Raw genomic sequence first — 19,836 nt, 5'->3', positions numbered from 1 at the left:
GAACAAAAAAGACCTCTAACGAATTAGAGGTCTTTTTTTGTCATGAGTGTTTATGAAAATCACATCACGACAGTCTACACTGATATTAATTATAATTATATTAGCATTGACTATATTTTACACTGACACCATGACTCACAGTGGGTATGCGGTTATCAGCATAAACAGCAAGACCCCCACGTGAGGTTTCTTTATACTTATCTAGCATATCAGCCCCAGTTACTTTCATCGTTTCAATCACCTTATCTAAAGAGACAAAGTGCTGACCATTGCCACGGCAAGCGAGACGTGCCGCGTTGATCGCTTTTACCGCGCCCATCGCATTGCGTTCAATACAAGGGACTTGAACTAAGCCGCCAACAGGGTCACAAGTGAGACCTAAATTATGCTCGATACCAATTTCAGCAGCATTCAAGCATTTGGCAGGATCGCCGCCCATAATCTCAGCCAATGCAGAGGCGGCCATTGCACATGCAGAGCCAACTTCACCTTGACAGCCAACCTCAGCACCAGAGATTGAAGCATTTTGCTTGATAAGGCTACCGATGGCAGTGGCATTTAATAAAAATTTATAGACACCGCTTTGGCTGTAGCTTGGTAAAAAATCACGATAGTAATGTAGGACTGCCGGTATGATGCCAGCGGCACCATTGGTAGGAGCGGTCACCACTTTACCGCCATTAGCGTTTTCTTCGTTGACGGCGAGCGCATACAAATCCACCCAATCCATTGCTGCTAATTTATCGGTTTTTGTGATGGGTTGGTTCTTCTCCGCACACAGTTGTGAATATAGATCTTGAGCGCGGCGTTTGACATCTAAGCCGCCAGGCAAAATACCGCCATTTTCACAGCCTTGTTTGACGCAGTCTTGCATCACGTCCCAAATGCTATCTAAGTAGGCAAAAACCTCTGTTTGATCGCGGTAATGACATTCATTCGTGAGGACTAAGTCACTGATACTCAGCCCATGCTGGCGACATTGCTCTAATAACTCAGCGGCGCTATTGAAAGGATAGGGAATACTATCAATGGTGGGGCTAGCATGGTCTTCATCTGGATTGGTGGCATTCTCTTCATTAATCACAAAGCCACCTCCAACTGAGTAGTAGGTCTGCTGATAACGAGTACCATCTACCAATAATGCTCGAAGCGTCAGAGCATTAGGATGATAGGGTAGGACGGTATCGTCGTACCAATAGATATCACGCTCTGTGTCAAAAGCAATCGTATGAGCACCTGATATGTCCAGACTTTTTTCTGAAAATATGGGTGCCAAGTAGTTGCTGGTCAGACGCGTATCGATGGTGCTGGGCGTATGTCCGAGTAACCCTAATAAAATGGCGGTATCCGTTGCATGTCCTTTACCGGTCGCAGCCAATGAACCATAAAGCTCAATCTCAATACTGTCTATAGCGGTCAGCTCTGCTTGCTTGAGCAAAGACGCCAAAAACAAGTTTGCCGCTACCATCGGACCGACGGTATGTGAGCTTGAGGGTCCAATACCAATTTTAAATAAATCAAAAACACTAATCATAATAAGCTACCAAAAATTTTAAGTGCATCAGCATAGGTTATCGATTGGCTTCAGCACTGGCATGAAAAATATAATAAACCGCCCCAACCAACAAGCACCGATAAGTGTTTAGTTTGGGGTGTTGTCTATGAAAGTATGTAAACATGGAAGTACATGTGACGAGTGAATAATAACTTTTATTTATTATTAAACTCCGTTATGATGCTTGGAGCCAACGTTTATGTAACATCCTGTAAGTTGGTTGTCGCTGTGAAATACGTCAGGCAAAAATGATTTAGACGGTAGTTCAAGTAGAACATATCCGACCTTATACATCTAGCAAAACATAGCTATCATACCAAATAATACTTTTGGTTTGCTACCTTACAACATAAATGAATGAATTGGGTGACATATTATAAGAGGCATGGTGTTGAGTCTCGGTTTTTATCGTTATTTTTAGCCAGCTACTTCTATTTATTGACGTTCAACTTTATCTCAGTTTTTATTCATTCAGTTATTTTAGCCTATTATTAGCTCCGCCCACATAGGACAAGCATGCATGACATCTCCCACCGATAATTCCTCTCAATCAGACAAAAGTGCTGAATCATTACCTGCTCATAATGCATTAGAAGCGGCTGGTATTCCTTCAGCAGCCATGAGCTATCCAAAAAATCCAGATTTTGAAAATGGTCGTTGGTTTCCGACATGGCGACCTTATGGCGGCGATTTAGATCGTGATCCGGTCGGCATCAATGAATATTTGCCACCGTCAAAAAGCATATTACTGGGTGTGCAGCATACTTTTGCGATGTTTGGTGCGACGGTGCTTGCGCCACTGTTAATGGGTTTTGATCCTAACCTCGCTATTTTGATGTCAGGTATTTGTACTGTGATGTTCTTTATGATCACGGGTGGGCGCATGCCGAGCTATCTGGGCTCCAGCTTTGCCTTTATTGGCCCCGTCATCGCTGTGACTGCGTATGCAGGCGTAGGCTTCAATGACAACTTAAATGTCGCCTTGGGCGGTATTATGGCCTGCGGCATCATTTATGCTTTGATTGGGCTGCTGGTGATGAAAACGGGCACAGGCTGGATTGAGCGTCTGATGCCACCTATCGTCACGGGTGCTATCGTGATGATTATTGGTCTAAATTTGGCGCCAGTGACCATTCAAGGAGTGTCTGCGAATCAGTTTGATGCTTGGATGGCCACGTTAACCGTGTTGCTGATTAGTGGTGTGGCTGTGTTTACGCGCGGTATGTTGCGTCGACTTTTACTATTGGTTGGCTTGATATTGTCATACGTCGCTTATTTTGTGATGACCAATGTACTGGGTTTTGGTACGCCCATTGATTTTAGTGGGGTGTCTGCTGCTTCATGGTTTGGGTTACCAAGCATTCATACGCCTCGTTTTGAGATGAGTGCCATCATCTTGATCGCACCAGTGGCGTTTATTTTGGTTGCCGAAAATCTGGGACATTTTAAAGCAGTAGAAGGCATGACTAAGGCTCGTGTTACCCCTTATATGGGTCGAGCATTTTTAGCGGATGGCTTAGCAACGACTTTTTCAGCAGGATTTGGTGGTACAGGTGTCACCACTTATGCAGAAAACATCGGTGTCATGGCGGTAACCAAGGTGTATAGCACTACGATTTTTGTCGTAGCAGGTTTGGTTGCTATCATATTGGGACTTTCACCAAAATTTGGTGCAATCATTCAGACGATACCAGCGGCCTTATTGGGCGGTGCGTCTATTATAGTATTCGGACTTATCACTGTTGCTGGGATCAAAATTTGGATAGACAGCCACATTGATTTTAGCAAAAACAGCAATCTAATCATCGCCGCTGTCACTGTCATCATGGGAACGGGTAACTTTAGCCTGCATTTAGGTGGCTTTGATTTGGGCGGTATCGGCACGGCTACCTTGGCAGCTATCGTACTCAATGCATTATTCAATCGTCAAAAAGACTGATTGATTGTCGTTTAAGCATCACGTTTCAAATGATGACACGCCCTCATTAAAGCTATACGCCAAATAAAACGTAAATATAAATCAGTGTACCTGTATAACTATTTATATTTACGTTTATAAAACCGTGAGAAAAACCGATAGCGACGTAGTGCGCGCGGCTTGGGTTTTAATGAGCCTAAGTAAATGGCAAACATCGTCAAGAGCGCGCCGCTCCATTGCAAAGTATTAATCGGTTTGTCCAGCCAAGTATAATCAATGACCAATGCGGCAATTGGTTCAGATAGCAGTAGTAATCCAGTCAGCGCCAAAGACAGCTTGGGGATAGAGTATGCAATCAGACCCCAAGCCAAGCACTGCATGACCGTACCATAAATAAGTACCCAAACAATCTCAGACCAACTGTTGGGCAAGATATTGCCCATGTCAAACAAAAACATCGGAATAATCATCGCCAGCACACCGCCGATACTAATCAATTGCATGAGCATAAATATCGGTGTTGGCTCGGTGTCATGCGTCTTACGGATAAAGGTCATCGACGCAGCCAGCATTGCCCCTGAGACGATACCCGAGATAAACCCCCAAGTTGCGGCACTGTTATGTGCAAATTCAGGGCTACCTATCATCGCCACTCCAGCCATCGCTAGAAATAGACTGATAAGCTGTAATATAGATTGCCGTTCATTAAAATATAAAAACCCAATTGCCGCTAAAAAGAAAATCTGTAAGCTATTGAGTAGGGTTGAAATACCAGGCCCGACAGCATAGATACTCTCGTGCCAAAGTGCCAAATCGAACCCCAAAAATGCGCCTGACAATAAACCATAAAAAATGGCACGTCTTGAGCGTGGCAAACGTTGTCCCATGATTTTTGCCAAGATAGCAAAGACCACTCCTGAGATGGCGAGTCGCCAAAACGACATGGCCCAACCGCCGATATCAACGTGCGCGACGATTAAACTGCCCAGACCAAATATAATGCAACCAATAACCAAGCCAATAGGTGCAGAGCGTGAAGCGGCAATAGCCATAGGTTGTCCTTAGATTGATCACGTTTAGTGGATGGTGTTCTTTTTTTAATCTTACTGTGCTCACGGTACAATGCACATACCCCGTATTGTCGAGGTTTTAGACTTAAAATGAAATGGTTGAAACATAATTTATTCTTATGATGACTGTATTTTTGAAAGAATCGAGTATGGTAAGTGTGTTGGAAAATAGATGCTGATAGTCAGCTAACGTTAACTATAGTGAATGAAAAGTAATATCGATACATCACGCACTGCTGATATCAATTTTTCTTGCTTGCTGTGCCTGCGCAGACAGAGGCGACAAAAAATTAATATCAGCAATACCGTCGCGTTTTTAGGATATTTTGACTATATATAATAGTGCTTATATCATCGAGTCGCATCCTTACAGGAATAGCATTGGCGTGAAGGTCGCGATTTGCTAATCTGTCTTTCATTACTCTCTTAAAGTGTTCAACATAGTTTCTACTACTTTTAGCCTAGGTTTATTTATGCATCGACGTACTCAATCAAAAAAGTCGCTTTCTTTGATATTTGGATCGCAACTAAAAATGGCACGATATAGCATTCCTATGGGCTTATTCGTCAGTGCGCTATTTATGATGCCAACTGCACAAGCTGCCAGCTGTAAAATACCCAAAAGCTATTATAAGAATGTCTCTTGTACCGCGAGTAGCGGTTATTTTTTGGCAGTCAAGGACTTCGGTGCGCCAGTGGCGCTACTGAATAGTAAAGGCAAAAAAGTCGTTGATTTATCACGCTATCAAAAAGTCGATGCAGATAAGATAGCTGGTGGTTTATTACCCGTGCTGCGCAATAGTCACGTCGGTTATCTCAACATGCAGGGTCGTGAGGTGATACCGGCGACCTACGACATGCTAAAGGAAAGTCAGGGTTGGGCGCGTCCGGTATCTGATGGACGTATCGTAGTCAAAAGAGACGGCAACTATGGAGTTATCGATACAGCAAATAAGACCATCGTGTCGTTTTCTGCGTCAATCAGTGATATTGATGATTATCGTGGCGGTGTGACGCAAGTACGTAAAAATCAAGCGATCAGTTGGGTGGACAAAAACGGCAAAGTGACTAGCAATCCAAATGGTAGTGACAGTAATAATAATGAGCCGTCGTCTGCAAAGCAAACCGCCAATAGTAGGTCTGCTACAGCGTCAGCACAATCTAGGCAATCAGCGCCCAATCGTTTTACGACGTTACAGCCACGTCAGCAAGATGGTCGATGGGGGTTTGTCGATGAAAACAATGTGACGATGATTACTTATTCATTTGATGATGCTCGTCCTTTTTCAGAAGGACTAGCTGGCGTGCGCATTGATGACAACTGGGGCTTTATCAATTTGGGCGGTGAGCTGGTGATTCCTTTTCGCTTTGATAAGATGGGTGTGTCGAGTGGTGACAGTTATCAAGGCAAGCCCGCTTTTACATTTGCAAATGGTAAAGCGTGGATTGGTAACCTAAAAAATGGCAATAAGATGTGCATTGATAAAGAAGGGGTGAGTGTTGGTTGTGATTGAAGCGCTTACTTAAACTAAGAGACAAAAAAGCGTGTCATGCTTATGAGTAATACATAGCATGGCACGCTTTTTTATCGCCAATGATTGACGGTGTTAACTGCGTATTAAGCCAATAGGTGATTGCGAATCAAATCAATCATATAAGGCTGATAGTACTCTGGGATATCGTGTGCCATGCCTTCGATTAAATGAAACTTAGCATTGGGAATGGTCTTAGCGACCACGCGTCCTTGTGAAGGCGGCAATAGCCCATCTGCACTGCCATGTAGGACGATAGTTGGTGCTTTGACTTGCTTGCTAAACCGGCTAATAGAGCCAGAGGCCAAGATCGCATTGAGCTGTTGCACGGTGCCAAGCGGATGGAAGTTGCGCTGATAACGTAACTTGGCAATTTCACGCACCATACGAACGTTGACGTGTCCTGGCGTACCGACTGTTTTCATAAACCAGACGCTATGGCGCACAATATCGCGCTCAGAATGACTTTCAGGGCGATTGATAAGCGTGTATAACTGCTTAGGCTTGGGTGGCTTTAGAAAAGCCCGATTGGTGGTGGTAAACATCAAGGCCATGCGTTGTACTAAGCTTGGATAGCGTGCCGCCACGATTTGAGCAATCATACCACCCATAGAAGCACCCAGCAGATGTGTCTTACCCAGCTGCAACGCCTTAATCAAACGTGCGGTATCTTCTGCCATATCGGTCAAATTATAAGCAACCTGCGTACTCTTATTGGACAATCCGGTTTGCAAACGCATCATCATTTTTAGCTGACTGATACGCGGTAGGCCGTCAATCTGTACTTTGGAAGACAAGCCAATATCGCGATTGTCAAAACGAATCACAAAAAATCCTGCATCAATAAGGCGCTTGATAAAATTGTTTGGCCAAAATATCATCTGCGAGCCAAGTCCCATAATCATCAGCAGTGGGGGATGATTGGGATTACCGCCTGCCTCAACGCACAACTCAATGCCATCACCGATATTTATCATCGCTTGATGGAGGTGTTCGCTAAGGTCTGATTCGCGCCATTGGTGTTGACCAAATCGTTGCCAGTCAGGAGTAGGGTATACCCCAGCATCTCCAGAGGTTTTAAGCAATGCCGCATTATTGATATTATTGGATTTTGTCATGAAGTGTCCTAATTAGAGAGTCGTCTACTAAATCTCAAGCATCTCAAAATCAAGCTTGCCAACACCGCACTCTGGGCAAATCCAGTCTTCAGGGATGTCTTCCCACTTGGTGCCAGGCGCAATTCCTTCTTCAGGACAGCCAAGCGCTTCATCATATATCCAGCCACAGACGATACATTCATAACGTTTCATAAATAGTCCTATCGATCATTACCAGTGTTACAGGGTGTTTTTAGAGCGTCTACTGAGCATTACCGCTCATCTTTGGACGGTAAAAACGCCCGTAGTTTAGCATATAACCGTTGTTTTGATAGTTAAGTTTACACTTGTATGTTGAGATGACTCAGCTTTTATCAAGTCCATGATTGGCATTTTATTGATTCAGGCGATTGTATGATTGTTCGTCTCGCCGCTATATTACACCAAATTATGTTATAGTAATCGCCACTAATTTCACGGTGATGTCTGTCATTTATCACCGTCACTTATTACCATCTAAGCCATATGAGATAAGGGTTATTATGAGCGTTAATGCTGCCGCTACATCTGCTAATACCGAAATTGATCTGTCTAATATACTCAATACTGACCACCCGTTTTGGCAGGTTATCCGCACAGTACCAGACTTTCCAAAAGTCGGCATTGATTTTTATGATATCACCCCGTTACTGCGCAGTCATATTAATGCGGTCATTGATGCACTGCTTGCAACCTTGCCAGAAGGGCTGATGGATGAAGTGGACTGCTTGGGTGCTGTAGAGGCGCGTGGCTTTGTGTTTGCAAGCTTGCTGGCAGGTCGCTTGGGTAAAGGCATGATTTTGCTGCGTAAGCCGGGTAAGTTGCCACCGCCTGTTGCCAACAAAGCCTATGCGCTAGAATATGGTAAAGACACGCTTGAGATGCAAAACAACTTGCCACCTGAACGGGTATTGTTGGTCGATGATATTTTGGCGACGGGCGGTACGCTAACCACCGCTTATGAGCTGTGCCAGTCAGCGGATCATACGGTCGTCGGTGCTTTGGTACTGCTGGATTTGGTTGAGTTGCATGGTGAATTCCCCGTGCCTGTTTATACGGTATTAAAAGCTTAGAGAAATAGTTTTTAGCATAATAAAAAAGCGCGCTGAATAGTTCAGCGCGCTTTTTTGGTATTAATATATTTTATTTGGTATTTTATTGGTCTTGTTGATAACGCTCACAAGTTTGCTCTACTACTTTTCGACCGATTGTTTTTGGCATCGTAACCTTAAAATCCTTGGTGGTCAATATGGGTTTGTCGGATTGCCAAGATTTGATAACCTTGTTGTCAGTGCCATAATTGACATAGGCTCTTTTATAGTAACTGGCATCTTTGCAAGATATCAATAACTGCTGATCGCTATGATGAATATAGCTTTCTTTTTTGTCCTTTTTGCCTTTTTTATCCGTCTGTTGTAACTGCGGTGGATAGGTTCTGCGAATGGATACCGAAATGTTTTCGACGTTATGCTCGTCTATGATATTGATGTCAGAGCTTTCAATAGAGTCTGAATCTAAGGTGAAAATCGAACCAGAATCAGTCTCAGATATCTCTACCCAGCTGACTGCATGTGCACTAATCGCTAGCGCACTACCTGCTAATACCACTGATAGCCGTCTCATAATCAAGCCTTGCTTCTTGTTATTTGAAGTGGGTTATAATAACGAACTTACTATTAGCAGGCAAATTTCTTTTATTCGACAGTGTTTAACCATCCATTATCGCAACGATTAATTGCGCATCGCTGCCAATGCCTGAGCAAGCTCATCACGCGCATCGATAAAGCCGTCAATACCCTTAGGTAATAAATCTTGAGTGACGGTATCTTTTTGATAAGCTTGACTAAATTCTTCATGCGTCAAACTCACTCGGGTCATATCATCTAACGCCATCGACATACTTGGTGACAGCTGACGAGGGACCTCTATATCCATCGCTGCCAACTCATCAATGAGGTTGGGGGCAATGGTCAATAGATCACAGCCTGCTAATGCCAATATCTGCTCAGTAGAGCGGAAGCTTGCGCCCATTACTTGCGTGTTGTAGCCATGCTGTTTGAAATATTGATAAATAAGCTTGACCGATTGCACACCCATGTCATCAGAGACTGGTACGTTCTGACGGTTTTGCTGGCGTTTTTGCCAATCCAAAATGCGTCCAACGAAAGGTGATATCAGGGTCACGCCAGCATCGGCACAGGCAATCGCTTGATGTTGTCCGAAAAGTAGCGTTAGATTACAGTGAATACCTTGGGTTTCCAGATAACGTGCGGCCTCGATACCTTGCCACGTTGCTGCCATCTTAATCAATACCCGCTCTGAGTCGATACCTGCTTGTTGATAAGCTTCCATGAAGTTGAGCGCTTTATCGATAGTCGCTTGGGTGTCATAAGACAAACGCGCATCGACTTCAGTTGAGACGCGACCCTCAATCAACGATAAAATATCGCAGCCAATTTTTATGGTTAACGCATCAATTACCGCATCGATGTCACCGCGATGTCGACTCATGGTTTCTGAGAGCATGGCTTGATTGTCAGAGTGAATGAGCGCCTTAGTAATGAGACTGGGGTTGGTGGTCGCATCGACAGGTTTTAGGCGGGCAATAGCGCTAAGGTCGCCAGTATCAGCGACAATGGTGGTCATGGTGCGAAGCTGTTGTAATGCGCTCATCAGGTATCCTTGTGTGAATCAATTGACATGGTTATGTTCTAAAGACTGGATCTGTTGTTAAACGTGTTTATATTTTTAAACATGCTTATTAAAGGTGCTTTTGACCATTAGTTTTGAACTGTAACATAGTTTTGAGGCGGTGTTCTCTCATAGTTTTGCCGCCTATCGCTGCCATATCACATAACTGTGCTAATATTTATAGCCGTTAGCCAGTTTACACGCATTTACGAATGGGCACTGAGCGTAGTTTTTGCTATAGTAGAGCCGGTCGTGTCCTTGTCTGCTGTATTGGCTGATGAATCCAATAATCGTATAGACGAGTAGGACGTGATATTTTTGATAAACTGTTCTATTGAACAGTGACTAGCAATATGGTCAGAGCTAATCTCAAATAAACTTAAGTATAGATAGACCCAAGTATAGATAAATTTAAAAAGTCACACCAAATAGTTATAAAACTCAGCAATAATATTAGAAAAAGGATGGGCGGTAATGAGTGAGCAGTCACCAGAGCAAAAAATGGACAATCTAAATCAAACTAGCGTAAGCGACCACTCAAACGAAAAAGAGTTTTTAGATCAGCTGCGTCATAGTATTGATAGCGTAGACTGCGAAATCCAGACATTGATTAATAACCGTGCCAAACTGGCTCAGCAAGTGGCGACGGTCAAAAAAGAACACATCGCAAAAAGTCCTGCTGCTGAAAAAACCAATCCTATTTTTTATCGCCCAGAACGTGAAGCGCAAGTCCTAAAAGCGGTCATGGCGCGTAATACTGGTCCAATCGCTGATGAAAAAATGGCGCGATTGTTTCGTGAAATTATGTCGGTATGCTTAGATCTAGAAGCACCGCAACGTATTGCCTTTTTGGGTCCAGTGGGTACTTTTACTCACGCCGCTGCCCTCAAGCATTTTGGTAAAGCCGCTGATACAGTACCGATGACCACCATCACTGATGTGTTCCGTGAAGTCGAAGCAGGTACAGCGATGTATGGCGTCGTACCGGTTGAGAACTCTTCAGAAGGCGTGGTCAACCACACGTTAGACGGTTTCTTGTCTTCTACCTTAAAAATAATTGGGGAAGTTGAGTTACCGATTCATCAGAATTTCTTGGTTGCAGAGCATACCAAGCTTGACGGTCTCAGCCGTATTTATTCGCATCAGCAATCACTCGCTCAGTGCCGTCATTGGCTAGATGTTAATTATCCCAATGTGGAGCGCGTTGCCGTATCTAGCAATGGTGAAGCTGCACGTCGACTCAAGAATGAATGGCATTCGGCTGCGATTGCAGGGGATGTCGCTGCCGCAGAGTATGATTTGCATAAACTTTACTCAAATATTGAAGACAATCCAAGCAACACCACACGATTCCTTATCATCGGTCACGAAGCGATCGCGCCATCAGGACAAGATAAGACCTCTATCGTCGTCTCAGCACATGACAAAGCGGGCGCGCTTATCGAAATCTTAAAACCATTGTCTTATCATGGCGTGTCGATGACCAGTATCGAGACGCGTCCCGAACGTCCTAATAAGTGGGCATACGTGTTCTTTATTGATATGGATGGTCATGTTAATGATCCAAATGTTAGCGCAGCCATTAATGATATTCGCCCATTGGTAAAAGATTTACGTGTACTGGGCTCATATCCCAAAGCGGTACTGTAAGCGTTTTAAAAGCTAGACCATTTATAGCAGATAGCTGTCATAAGCTCTTGTTATTATTAATAATAGATGGTTCATTACATCTAAGGATACAACATGCAGACAACGCCATTGACCGAATCAAGCTTATTACCACTCGTGCCAGCGTACGACAGTATATTAGAGCTGGCTCCTTATCAAACGGGCAAGCCGATTGAAGAGTTGACTCGCGAGTACGGCATCTCAGATGTGGTGAAGCTTGCTAGCAACGAGAATCCAATGGGCTGCTCACCGCGAGTGACGTTGGCAGTGACAGAGCAGCTCGGTCAGCTGGCGCGTTATCCTGATGGCAATGGTTACTATCTAAAGCAAGCACTGGCTGACTTCAATGATGTCAATATCGATCAGATTACGTTGGGCAATGGCTCTGACGATTTGCTCGATATCTTGGCGCGTAGTTTTGTGGGTGCCAATGATGCTATCGTTTATAGTCAGTATGCCTTTGTGGTCTATTCGATGCTGGCAAAAATGCAAGGTGCTACAGATATCGAAGTGCCCGCCCATCGATTCGGTCATGATTTAAAGGCCATGAGTCAAGCGGTTCAAGACAACCCTAATACCAAGATTGTCTTTATTGCCAATCCTAACAACCCAACTGGGACACAGCTTGAGCATAAAGAGCTGCGCCAGTTTGTTGCCAGTCTGCCAAGCTCGGTATTGGTGGTATTGGATGAAGCCTATATCGAGTACAGCCCTGAAAGTAATAATAGGGCACTCATAGATGAGTTTGACAATGTGATCATCGTCCGTACTTTCTCTAAGGCTTATGGACTAGCAGGTCTGCGGGTTGGCTATGCGTTAAGCTCGGTAGCAGTGGCGGATTTATTAAACCGTATTCGTCAGCCATTTAACGTCAGTCGTATTGGGTTGGCGGCAGCGGCAGCAGCACTTGCTGATCAAGATTTTATCGAAAAAACTCGTCTGATGAATGATGAGCAAATGCGCTGGTTAGAGAAGCAGCTCGACGCATTAGGGTTGGGGTTTATTAAATCACATGCCAACTTTATAATGGTAGAGATGGATGATGAAGATGCGCTATTGATCAATCAAGCGTTGCTCGAGCAAGGGGTCATCGTACGGCCACTGGTAGGTTACGGCTTACCCACTTGGTTGCGCATTACGGTAGGCGTCGCAGAAGATAACATGCGCTTGATTGATACCTTGCGTTCTATCTTGACCGATGATTAAACGCATCAATAGATGTTTTTTTAGTCAAGTTAATGATCTTAATTAGCCATTAAATTTTATAACGCTAAGATTGGCTTTACCCAAACTGATCCTAGTGTGTTCAACGAGAAAAGCCGTGAGTAGTCAGAAAAAAAATAAAATTCAACCGTCTCCAAATATTCAGCTACCTATGTTTAGACAAGTTTGCGTGATTGGGCTTGGTCTCATTGGCGCCAGTTTTGCGCAAGCCATTAAAGACAGTGGCTTAAGTGAGCGTCTAGTAGCGGCAGACAGGCATGTACCCAGTATTACTGAAGCCATTGAGCATGGTTTGTTAGATGCTGGTAGTGCTAACTTACAAGACGTCATCGGTGGCAGTGATTTAATTATCATTGCAGTCCCAGTACAGGCCGTCGAAGCAGTATTTGTTGACATTAAACAGGCAATGGATGACGAGCAGCTTGCCACTGATTGCATCATGACGGATGTCTGTAGTACTAAGGTCAACATCATTGATGCAGCCAGGACAGTATTTGGCTCGTTGCCGACAGGACTGGTGCCCGCGCATCCGATTGCTGGTGCTGAGAATTCAGGGTATCATGCTCGCCGCGCCAATTTATTTGTCAATCATAGCGTGATTATCTGTGAGCTACCTACCACAAGCAATGTAGCCATCACCAAGCTGCGGCTACTATGGGAAGCGGTGGGCGCAAATGTTATATCGATGGATGCTAATCACCATGATCGCATATTGGCGCACACCAGTCATTTGCCGCATTTGCTTGCCTTTAATTTGGTTGAGCAGTTGGCAAGCCATGATGATAATTTAGATATGTTTCGTTATGCAGCAGGTGGCTTTCGTGATTTTACGCGTATTGCCGCCAGCGATCCTAAAATGTGGCACGATATATTTTTTGCCAATCAAAGCGCCATTGTGAGCGCCCTTGATGAGTATGGTGTCTACTTACAGACTATGCGCCAGCTTATCATTGATAAAGATTCAACCGCCCTGATGGGACTTTTGGGCCGCGCGCAAGCCGCACGGCGACATTTTGGCCATATGTTAGCCAGCACCCCTTATACGGATACTTCTGCCATGTCAGCTTCTTATATTATTACGCCTAGCAATACTGTCTCTGGCACCATTGCCATCCCTGGTGACAAATCCATCTCGCATCGCAGCATCATGCTGGGCAGTCTTGCCACAGGCGTGACGAATGTTACAGGATTTTTGGAAGGGGAGGATGCGCTTGCCACATTGCAGGCGTTCCGTGATATGGGTGTGAGCATTGAAGGCCCTGATAAAGGAAGATTAACCATTCATGGTGTTGGTATGAATGGCTTAAAGCCAAGCAAAACACCTTTATATATGGGCAATTCAGGCACCAGCATGCGCCTGCTGTCAGGTATCTTGGCGGCACAATCATTTGATAGTGTGTTGACGGGTGATACGAGCTTAAATAAACGCCCGATGGAACGTGTGGCAGCGCCGCTACGCGCCATGGGAGCAGTCATTCAAAGCACTGGTCATAGTGGCACGGCACCGCTCAGTATCACTGGTCGTGATACGGTCGGCAAGCCACTCAAAGGCGTTGAATATGATATGCCAGTCGCGTCTGCACAGGTGAAGTCTTGCTTGCTATTAGCAGGTCTATGGGCAGAAGGTACGACAACGGTCACACAGCCTGAAGTCAGTCGCGACCATACCGAACGTATGCTATCCGCCTTTGGTTATCCGGTGACCGTTGATGGCAATCGTATCAGCGTTGAAGGCGGCGGTACATTGACAGGTGGTGATATCGCTGTGCCTGCTGACATATCCTCTGCGGCCTTCTTTATGGTAGCCGCTGCTATCAGTCAAGGTAGTGAGCTGACCTTGACGCAAGTGGGCATCAACCCGACACGTACGGGTATTATTGATATCTTAAAGCTCATGCAAGCAGATATTAGCTTGAGTAATGAGACGCATGTCGGCGGCGAGCCAGTCGCTGACATTACGATTCGTGGTTCAAACTTAGTTGGTATTGAGATACCAGAGCATCTCGTACCGCTAGCGATTGATGAATTTCCTGTATTGTTCATTGCTGCCAGCTGTGCGCAAGGTCGCACAGTATTGACGGGTGCCAAAGAGTTGCGTGTCAAAGAATCTGATCGCATTGCGGTGATGGCAGAAGGGCTACATACGCTCGGCATCGACTGCACTGTTACGGATGATGGACTAATCATCGAAGGTCAAGGTATTGGAAGTGAGAATGGTGATGTCAATAATAGCCAGCCTGTATTCGGTGGCGGTCACATTACGTCTCACCATGACCATCGTATTGCCATGAGTTTTTCTGTTGCCAGTCTGCGTGCCTCCAAGCAAATTACCATTGAAGGAGTTGAGACGGTCAATACCAGCTTCCCAGGATTTGCTGAACTTGCCAACCAAATCGGTATGTCTATCGAAGTGGATGCTGGCGCTGAATAAATCATTGAGTGCTGATTAATGTTCTTCTATGATTTGCACTGTAAAATATAAACAGATGGTGGCTAGCTGATCAAATAGCCACATTAGCCTAAAAATCTAATCTAACATCGTTAGCAATGTACTCATGTCACTATTGGCATGAGTACATTGCTTTTTAATTTATAATCTCACTGTAGTAACCCTGTGTTCTCGCCACTAAATCGATAATAATACTCAGAATTAGGTGAGGGCGCGCTTTGCTCTAAAAAGTTGTCCTATATTATGACTACCCAAAATGTCATCAAAAAACCCGTTGCCCCGATAACCACAACCAGACGCGGCATTATCACTGCGCTTATTGCGTTTTTTATCTGGGGCGGATTTCCGTTATACTTCAAACAATTATCCGATTATGATGCGACTGAGATCATTGGTCATCGCATCATATGGACATTCCTGTGTCTATTGATTGTGCTAGTAGTCACTAAGCGCTGGCAATGGATTGAAACGCTCAAACAAAACCCAAGATGGATAGCGCTGTCATTGATATCTGGTTTGATTATCGCAACCAACTGGCTGACCTATGTATGGGCGGTCAATCATGACCGTATTCTTGAGGCCAGTTTGGGATACTTTATAGGGCCATTGGTAGGTGTTGCGCTATCGATGATTCTATTCAAAGAGCGCTTACGACCTTTGCAGTGGGTGGCTATTGGATTTGCACTCTTGTCTGTCGTGATCCAAGTGGTGATGATTGGCAGTCTGCCGTGGATATCATTGATTTTGGCATTTAGCTTTAGTACTTATGGCACTATTCAACGGCAAACCCCGTTGACAGCTGTCGATGCGATGTTTGTCGAAACAGCGATGCTAGTACCTTTATGTCTTTGGTGGTTTTGGCAGTCCGATGTGGTCAGTCATCAGCTGAGCTTTTGGTTTAGCTCAAACATTTGGCTACTTATGATCGCAGGGCCGATTACGTTGATACCGCTATTATTGTTTAATAAATCTACCAAGCTCGTCGCTTATAGTATTCTAAGCTTTATGAATTACCTGACGCCGACCTTTATTTTCTTCTTGGCAGTGTTTTATTATAACGAGCCATTTGATTTAAAACGCTTGGCAGTCTTTGGCTTGATTTGGCTAGGCTTGCTATTATTCAGCATTGACTTATGGCGTCATCGTCCAAGTAAAGCGTTAAAAGCCGCGCGTCTGCGTGAAGAGGCTTTGAAGCAAGTTAAATAAAGTTTAAATTGAATCTCTGAATTAAAAATGTAGCAAACAAGGATGGAAGCATGTTTCATACTGAATCTGATGTGGTATTTGTAAAAGGTTTAAAAGTCGAAGCCGTCATCGGTGTTTACGCGTGGGAGCGGGCGATCACGCAACCGCTGCTGATTGATATTGCGCTTGAAACCGACATTAGCCGTGCTGCTGTATCAGATGATGTCAATGATGCGCTAAATTATAAAGCGGTCTGCGATGATGTCAGCGCGTGGTGCAAAGAGATTCAAGCAAAACTGCTTGAGCATTTGGCTGGGCAAATTTCTGATAAGCTGCTTGCAAAATACGCTTGTCATAAAATAACGTTAAGCGTTGCCAAGCCGACTGCTATTGCGCAAGCGGATGCAGTTGGCGTTCAAATCACGCGCTATGCTTCAACGTCAACCAACGAGCTAGCTATTAAAGAAGCTGCCAAAGAAGCTAATAATAGCCAAGCCGATGATGTATAACACATTGATGCATTTGAATTTGGAAATGCTAACACAATGTCCACCTGAGACTTTGCAGGCGCAGCCCGTGGTAGAGATAATAGTAGCGCTGGGTAGTAATTATCAAGCCGAAAAATATCTGCCACTTGCTCTAGAGTGTTTGGCAACGCTAGGTCAGATACGGCTATCTACTGCTTTTCAAAACCCTGATTTCACCGCAACTTTAGAACAAGCAAAGCCTGATTACACCAATCAATGTGTACATCTCATACTAGCAATACCGATGAGTCTGCAGCAACTACAGCAAACCTTTAAAAACCTTGAAGGAGATTGTAATAGATGTCGACAGACTGATTCGAACCAAGTACGGCGAGTGACAATGGATATTGATATTTTGCTAATCAAGTTGGCTGAAGAAAAAAATAGCCTAAGCAATAAATCGACATTTAAACCAACGTCTAATTGGATTGTAATGGCAGATCGCTATCCATTTAAAGCACATGAGGCGGCGGGGATTGAAGAGCTTGCAGTGACTGATGTTTGAAGCGGCTGAGATACTATTCACGTATGAGACCTGTTTACAATGTAAAATGACTGGCGCTTTTAAGGTATGTCGCTTCTTTTTTCCACTGTAGTAGTCGCTTTGGTTTTTTGGTTGTTCAATGCCTATTCATGCATCATCAAACACGCCCTCATATAAGTGGTTCCATTATGGCAGTCTATTTTAGGTGGTCTGTTAATAGGTTTGAGGGGTGAATTAGTTGGTATCACTGGGATATACCTATGGCAAACCAATCAGGTGCTTTCACTTAAGGAAAATAATTCGACAGTTTGCCCAGCTTTAATAAGCTTTGGCTAAATATTCAAAGCAAAACTCAATAACACGCGTTTACCAGACTGAATTCGTGAAACACTGTGCTCGTACTTATCGGGACGAAATAAATAAACTCTGTTAAACAGGTTTATAATGCAGTTTGAACACCTGAACACACCACCGACTTTAGGCTGAATTAAGATAAAGTTTAATTTGTAATAACGGCCTTTTTGCACGGGGTCACAGTGCTTCATAACGCTGTGGTTAGTAGGGTAGGTGACATAATTAATTGAAAAAATTCTACTACTGAAAATTGCTTTGTTGGTTACTCTTTCGGTCATATCTAATCCATTGTTTTACGTGTATTAAACGTCGCTTAACGCATTTCAAGCTAATTGTATTGGTTGTAACTTAGTTAAATACTAGCGCGAATAATGTAATGAAATGTTCTATTGAATCTGAATTTTCGACAATGAATACTTGATAGGCAAGCGAATCAGCAACTTATGGATGATTACATTAGTTTTTCCACAAAGAGATTATGAACTGCCCCAAATATATTGGAGAGTAGCTCTTTTAAAAGGTAATGGCAATTTGGGTATACTCTATAGAAAATTATATAACTAACGTTATTTCAGAAAAATCGATAGGGAAATAAAATGTACATCTTTAGAATAAAAGAACGACATTTTTTCCCTATGATCAAAGTCTGTGGTCAATTAATTTCGTACAATTTAGGAGGATAGACGAAGGAATGCTAATCATATAGCCGATGCTTCGCTACCTGTATGGCAAACGGAATATGTTCCCATAATGGTGTTAAATTACTACCTTTTTATTGTCTGAATTGGACGGTAGAGAATCCCCAAAACCACCTATTGCTCCCATAACAGACGTTATGTCCATTAGCCACTACCTTCTGCTTTTTAGCATGAATTTTGTCCATTACGCCAAAATATCTCAAAATAAAAGCTGGGCAATATAAATGCCCAGCCTACATCATATCAGTTAATACAACTTTAGCGCCTTTCTTGATGTATGACGCGCATGAACACACGCCCGTACCTTTTATGTTTTCAGCAACTGTCTCAGCTATTTTTTCTCATCATTAATATCATCTACATCAGCACGATCAATCACATCTAAATCTTCTAAGCACAGTTTATCGTATTGTTTTTTGCAAAAATCAGGATCGATCTGGCACATTGCTGATTGTAATTGGTCTAGGCGGTTTTCTGATTGCTGAATATGTTCGAGCATTTTAGCAAAGGCTTCAGCGACAGGGTCTTGTGAAGAAGGGTCGATACCATAAGCTTGAAAGGCTGTGGCACGTGCGGCACTGGTCGTATTGCTTTCAATATTGTCTTGATTTATCTTACCCGTTTGAGCCGCTTTTTCTTGTTGTTTGGCATCTTGCACTTTGGTTGCAATAGGATTGCCTTTTTCATCATGATAGTCTGAAATCATACGAGCCGCACTACCGACCATCGTGGCGTTTGCTGGTACGGGTTTGACGACCACGGCATTGGAGCCAATTTTAGCATTTTTGCCAACAGTAAATGGCCCCAATACTTTTGCCCCAGCACCGACCGTCACGCCATCTTCTAGGGTCGGGTGACGTTTGCCGTTATTTTGCGAGACGCCGCCGAGGGTGACGCCATGATAAAGCGTGACATCATTGCCGATTTCTGCCGTTTCACCAATGACCACACCAACGCCATGATCGATAAAGAAGCGCTTACCGATTTTGGCAGCCGGATGGATTTCAATACCGGTGATGATACGCGAGCCGTAAGAAATAACGCGAGCTGCCAGCTTTTGGTCATGTTGCCACAGATAATGCGCACCGCGATGCAAAATAAGTGCATGAATACCGGGATAGGTCAGAATGACTTCCAAGCTATTGCGTGCTGCAGGATCACGGGTAAATACCGCATCAATATCTTCTGTTAGGTCTTTTTTGATGCTGGCAAGAGATTTGAACAGTTTGGCTGGCAATGGCATAAAGCGTCCTATCTATTCGTCGGTAGAGTGTCGTTGCTAAAACAGCGATGCCTCTAATCTGTGGTCGTAAAGTTCGGATAATAAGGAATACATGTTTTCGCT

At 43.9% G+C, this 19,836-nt stretch carries 16 protein-coding genes and 1 pseudogene; 9 read left to right on the top strand and 8 right to left on the bottom strand.

The features are described from left to right. Positions 1-100 precede the first annotated feature (100 nt). Positions 101-1,534 carry an L-serine ammonia-lyase gene (locus tag IOD06_RS05500; protein WP_194619781.1) on the bottom strand — a complete coding sequence of 478 codons (1,434 nt, stop codon included), beginning with the start codon at positions 1,532-1,534 and terminating at the stop codon, positions 101-103. 541 nt (positions 1,535-2,075) lie between these two features. Between IOD06_RS05500 and IOD06_RS05495 the strand changes: the two genes are divergently transcribed. After that, complete coding sequence (locus IOD06_RS05495) at positions 2,076-3,494, top strand: solute carrier family 23 protein (protein ID WP_194619779.1); 1,419 nt, start codon at positions 2,076-2,078, stop codon at positions 3,492-3,494. Between the two features lie 98 nt (positions 3,495-3,592). Here IOD06_RS05495 and IOD06_RS05490 read toward each other — a convergent pair whose 3' ends face one another. Next, a complete protein-coding gene (locus IOD06_RS05490) occupies positions 3,593-4,525 on the bottom strand; it encodes a DMT family transporter (RefSeq protein ID WP_194619777.1) in 933 nt (310 codons plus the stop codon). Positions 4,526-5,016: 491 nt separating this feature from the next. Here IOD06_RS05490 and IOD06_RS05485 point away from each other — a divergent pair, with 491 nt between their 5' ends. Next, the gene (locus tag IOD06_RS05485) at positions 5,017-6,057 is read left to right on the top strand and encodes a WG repeat-containing protein (RefSeq protein ID WP_194619775.1); all 1,041 of its coding nucleotides are present in this window, start codon (positions 5,017-5,019) and stop codon (positions 6,055-6,057) included. A gap of 104 nt (positions 6,058-6,161) precedes the next feature. Here IOD06_RS05485 and IOD06_RS05480 read toward each other — a convergent pair whose 3' ends face one another. Beyond that, the gene (locus IOD06_RS05480; RefSeq protein WP_194619774.1) at positions 6,162-7,193 is read right to left on the bottom strand and encodes an alpha/beta fold hydrolase; all 1,032 of its coding nucleotides are present in this window, start codon (positions 7,191-7,193) and stop codon (positions 6,162-6,164) included. 27 nt (positions 7,194-7,220) lie between these two features. Continuing rightward, positions 7,221-7,385, bottom strand: coding sequence for a rubredoxin (locus IOD06_RS05475; RefSeq protein ID WP_010201990.1), 165 nt, complete (start codon positions 7,383-7,385; stop codon positions 7,221-7,223). Between the two features lie 329 nt (positions 7,386-7,714). On the opposite strand from IOD06_RS05475, the gene IOD06_RS05470 reads away from it, so the two are divergent. Further along, entirely contained in the window at positions 7,715-8,284 is a 570-nt protein-coding gene (locus IOD06_RS05470; protein ID WP_010201988.1) for an adenine phosphoribosyltransferase, read from the top strand. A gap of 82 nt (positions 8,285-8,366) precedes the next feature. On the opposite strand, the gene IOD06_RS05465 is transcribed toward IOD06_RS05470, so the two are convergent. Together IOD06_RS05465 and IOD06_RS05460 are read right to left on the bottom strand one after the other, a co-directional pair. Continuing rightward, positions 8,367-8,834: a hypothetical protein gene (locus IOD06_RS05465; protein ID WP_189585060.1), complete on the bottom strand. Its 468-nt coding sequence runs from the start codon at positions 8,832-8,834 to the stop codon at positions 8,367-8,369. Positions 8,835-8,942: 108 nt separating this feature from the next. Further along, entirely contained in the window at positions 8,943-9,884 is a 942-nt protein-coding gene (locus tag IOD06_RS05460; protein ID WP_194619771.1) for a transaldolase, read from the bottom strand. Positions 9,885-10,376: 492 nt separating this feature from the next. On the opposite strand from IOD06_RS05460, the gene pheA reads away from it, so the two are divergent. The 6 genes from pheA (at position 10,377) to IOD06_RS05430 (ending at position 17,460) form a co-directional block, all read left to right on the top strand. Further along, entirely contained in the window at positions 10,377-11,552 is a 1,176-nt protein-coding gene (gene pheA / locus IOD06_RS05455) for a prephenate dehydratase (protein ID WP_194619769.1), read from the top strand. A 93-nt stretch (positions 11,553-11,645) separates the two neighbouring features. Next, positions 11,646-12,776, top strand: a complete 1,131-nt coding sequence (gene hisC, locus IOD06_RS05450) for a histidinol-phosphate transaminase (protein ID WP_194619767.1) — start codon at positions 11,646-11,648, stop codon at positions 12,774-12,776. A 157-nt stretch (positions 12,777-12,933) separates the two neighbouring features. Then, positions 12,934-15,225, top strand: coding sequence for a bifunctional prephenate dehydrogenase/3-phosphoshikimate 1-carboxyvinyltransferase (locus IOD06_RS05445; RefSeq protein WP_194620400.1), 2,292 nt, complete (start codon positions 12,934-12,936; stop codon positions 15,223-15,225). 261 nt (positions 15,226-15,486) lie between these two features. Beyond that, positions 15,487-16,449, top strand: coding sequence for an EamA family transporter RarD (rarD, locus tag IOD06_RS05440; RefSeq protein WP_189585068.1), 963 nt, complete (start codon positions 15,487-15,489; stop codon positions 16,447-16,449). Positions 16,450-16,499: 50 nt separating this feature from the next. Continuing rightward, a complete protein-coding gene (folB, locus tag IOD06_RS05435; protein WP_194619765.1) occupies positions 16,500-16,937 on the top strand; it encodes a dihydroneopterin aldolase in 438 nt (145 codons plus the stop codon). Beyond that, on the top strand, positions 16,927-17,460 hold the full coding sequence (locus tag IOD06_RS05430) for a 2-amino-4-hydroxy-6-hydroxymethyldihydropteridine diphosphokinase (RefSeq protein ID WP_227669930.1): 534 nt from the start codon (positions 16,927-16,929) through the stop codon (positions 17,458-17,460). Before folB ends, IOD06_RS05430 begins: the two co-directional genes overlap by 11 nt. Positions 17,461-17,499: 39 nt before the next feature. On the opposite strand, the pseudogene IOD06_RS05425 reads toward IOD06_RS05430, so the two are convergent. Beyond that, positions 17,500-17,580: pseudogene (locus tag IOD06_RS05425) on the bottom strand (IS5/IS1182 family transposase); the annotation flags it as partial. 1,242 nt (positions 17,581-18,822) lie between these two features. Next, positions 18,823-19,734: a serine O-acetyltransferase gene (gene cysE / locus IOD06_RS05420; RefSeq protein WP_194619762.1), complete on the bottom strand. Its 912-nt coding sequence runs from the start codon at positions 19,732-19,734 to the stop codon at positions 18,823-18,825. Positions 19,735-19,836: the final 102 nt, after the last annotated feature.

This window comes from Psychrobacter sp. N25K4-3-2 (assembly GCF_015351755.1).
GTDB classification, from domain to species: domain Bacteria; phylum Pseudomonadota; class Gammaproteobacteria; order Pseudomonadales; family Moraxellaceae; genus Psychrobacter; species Psychrobacter glaciei.
Note: the sequence above shows the minus strand (reverse complement) of the source record. Positions and strands in the feature narration are given on the sequence as shown.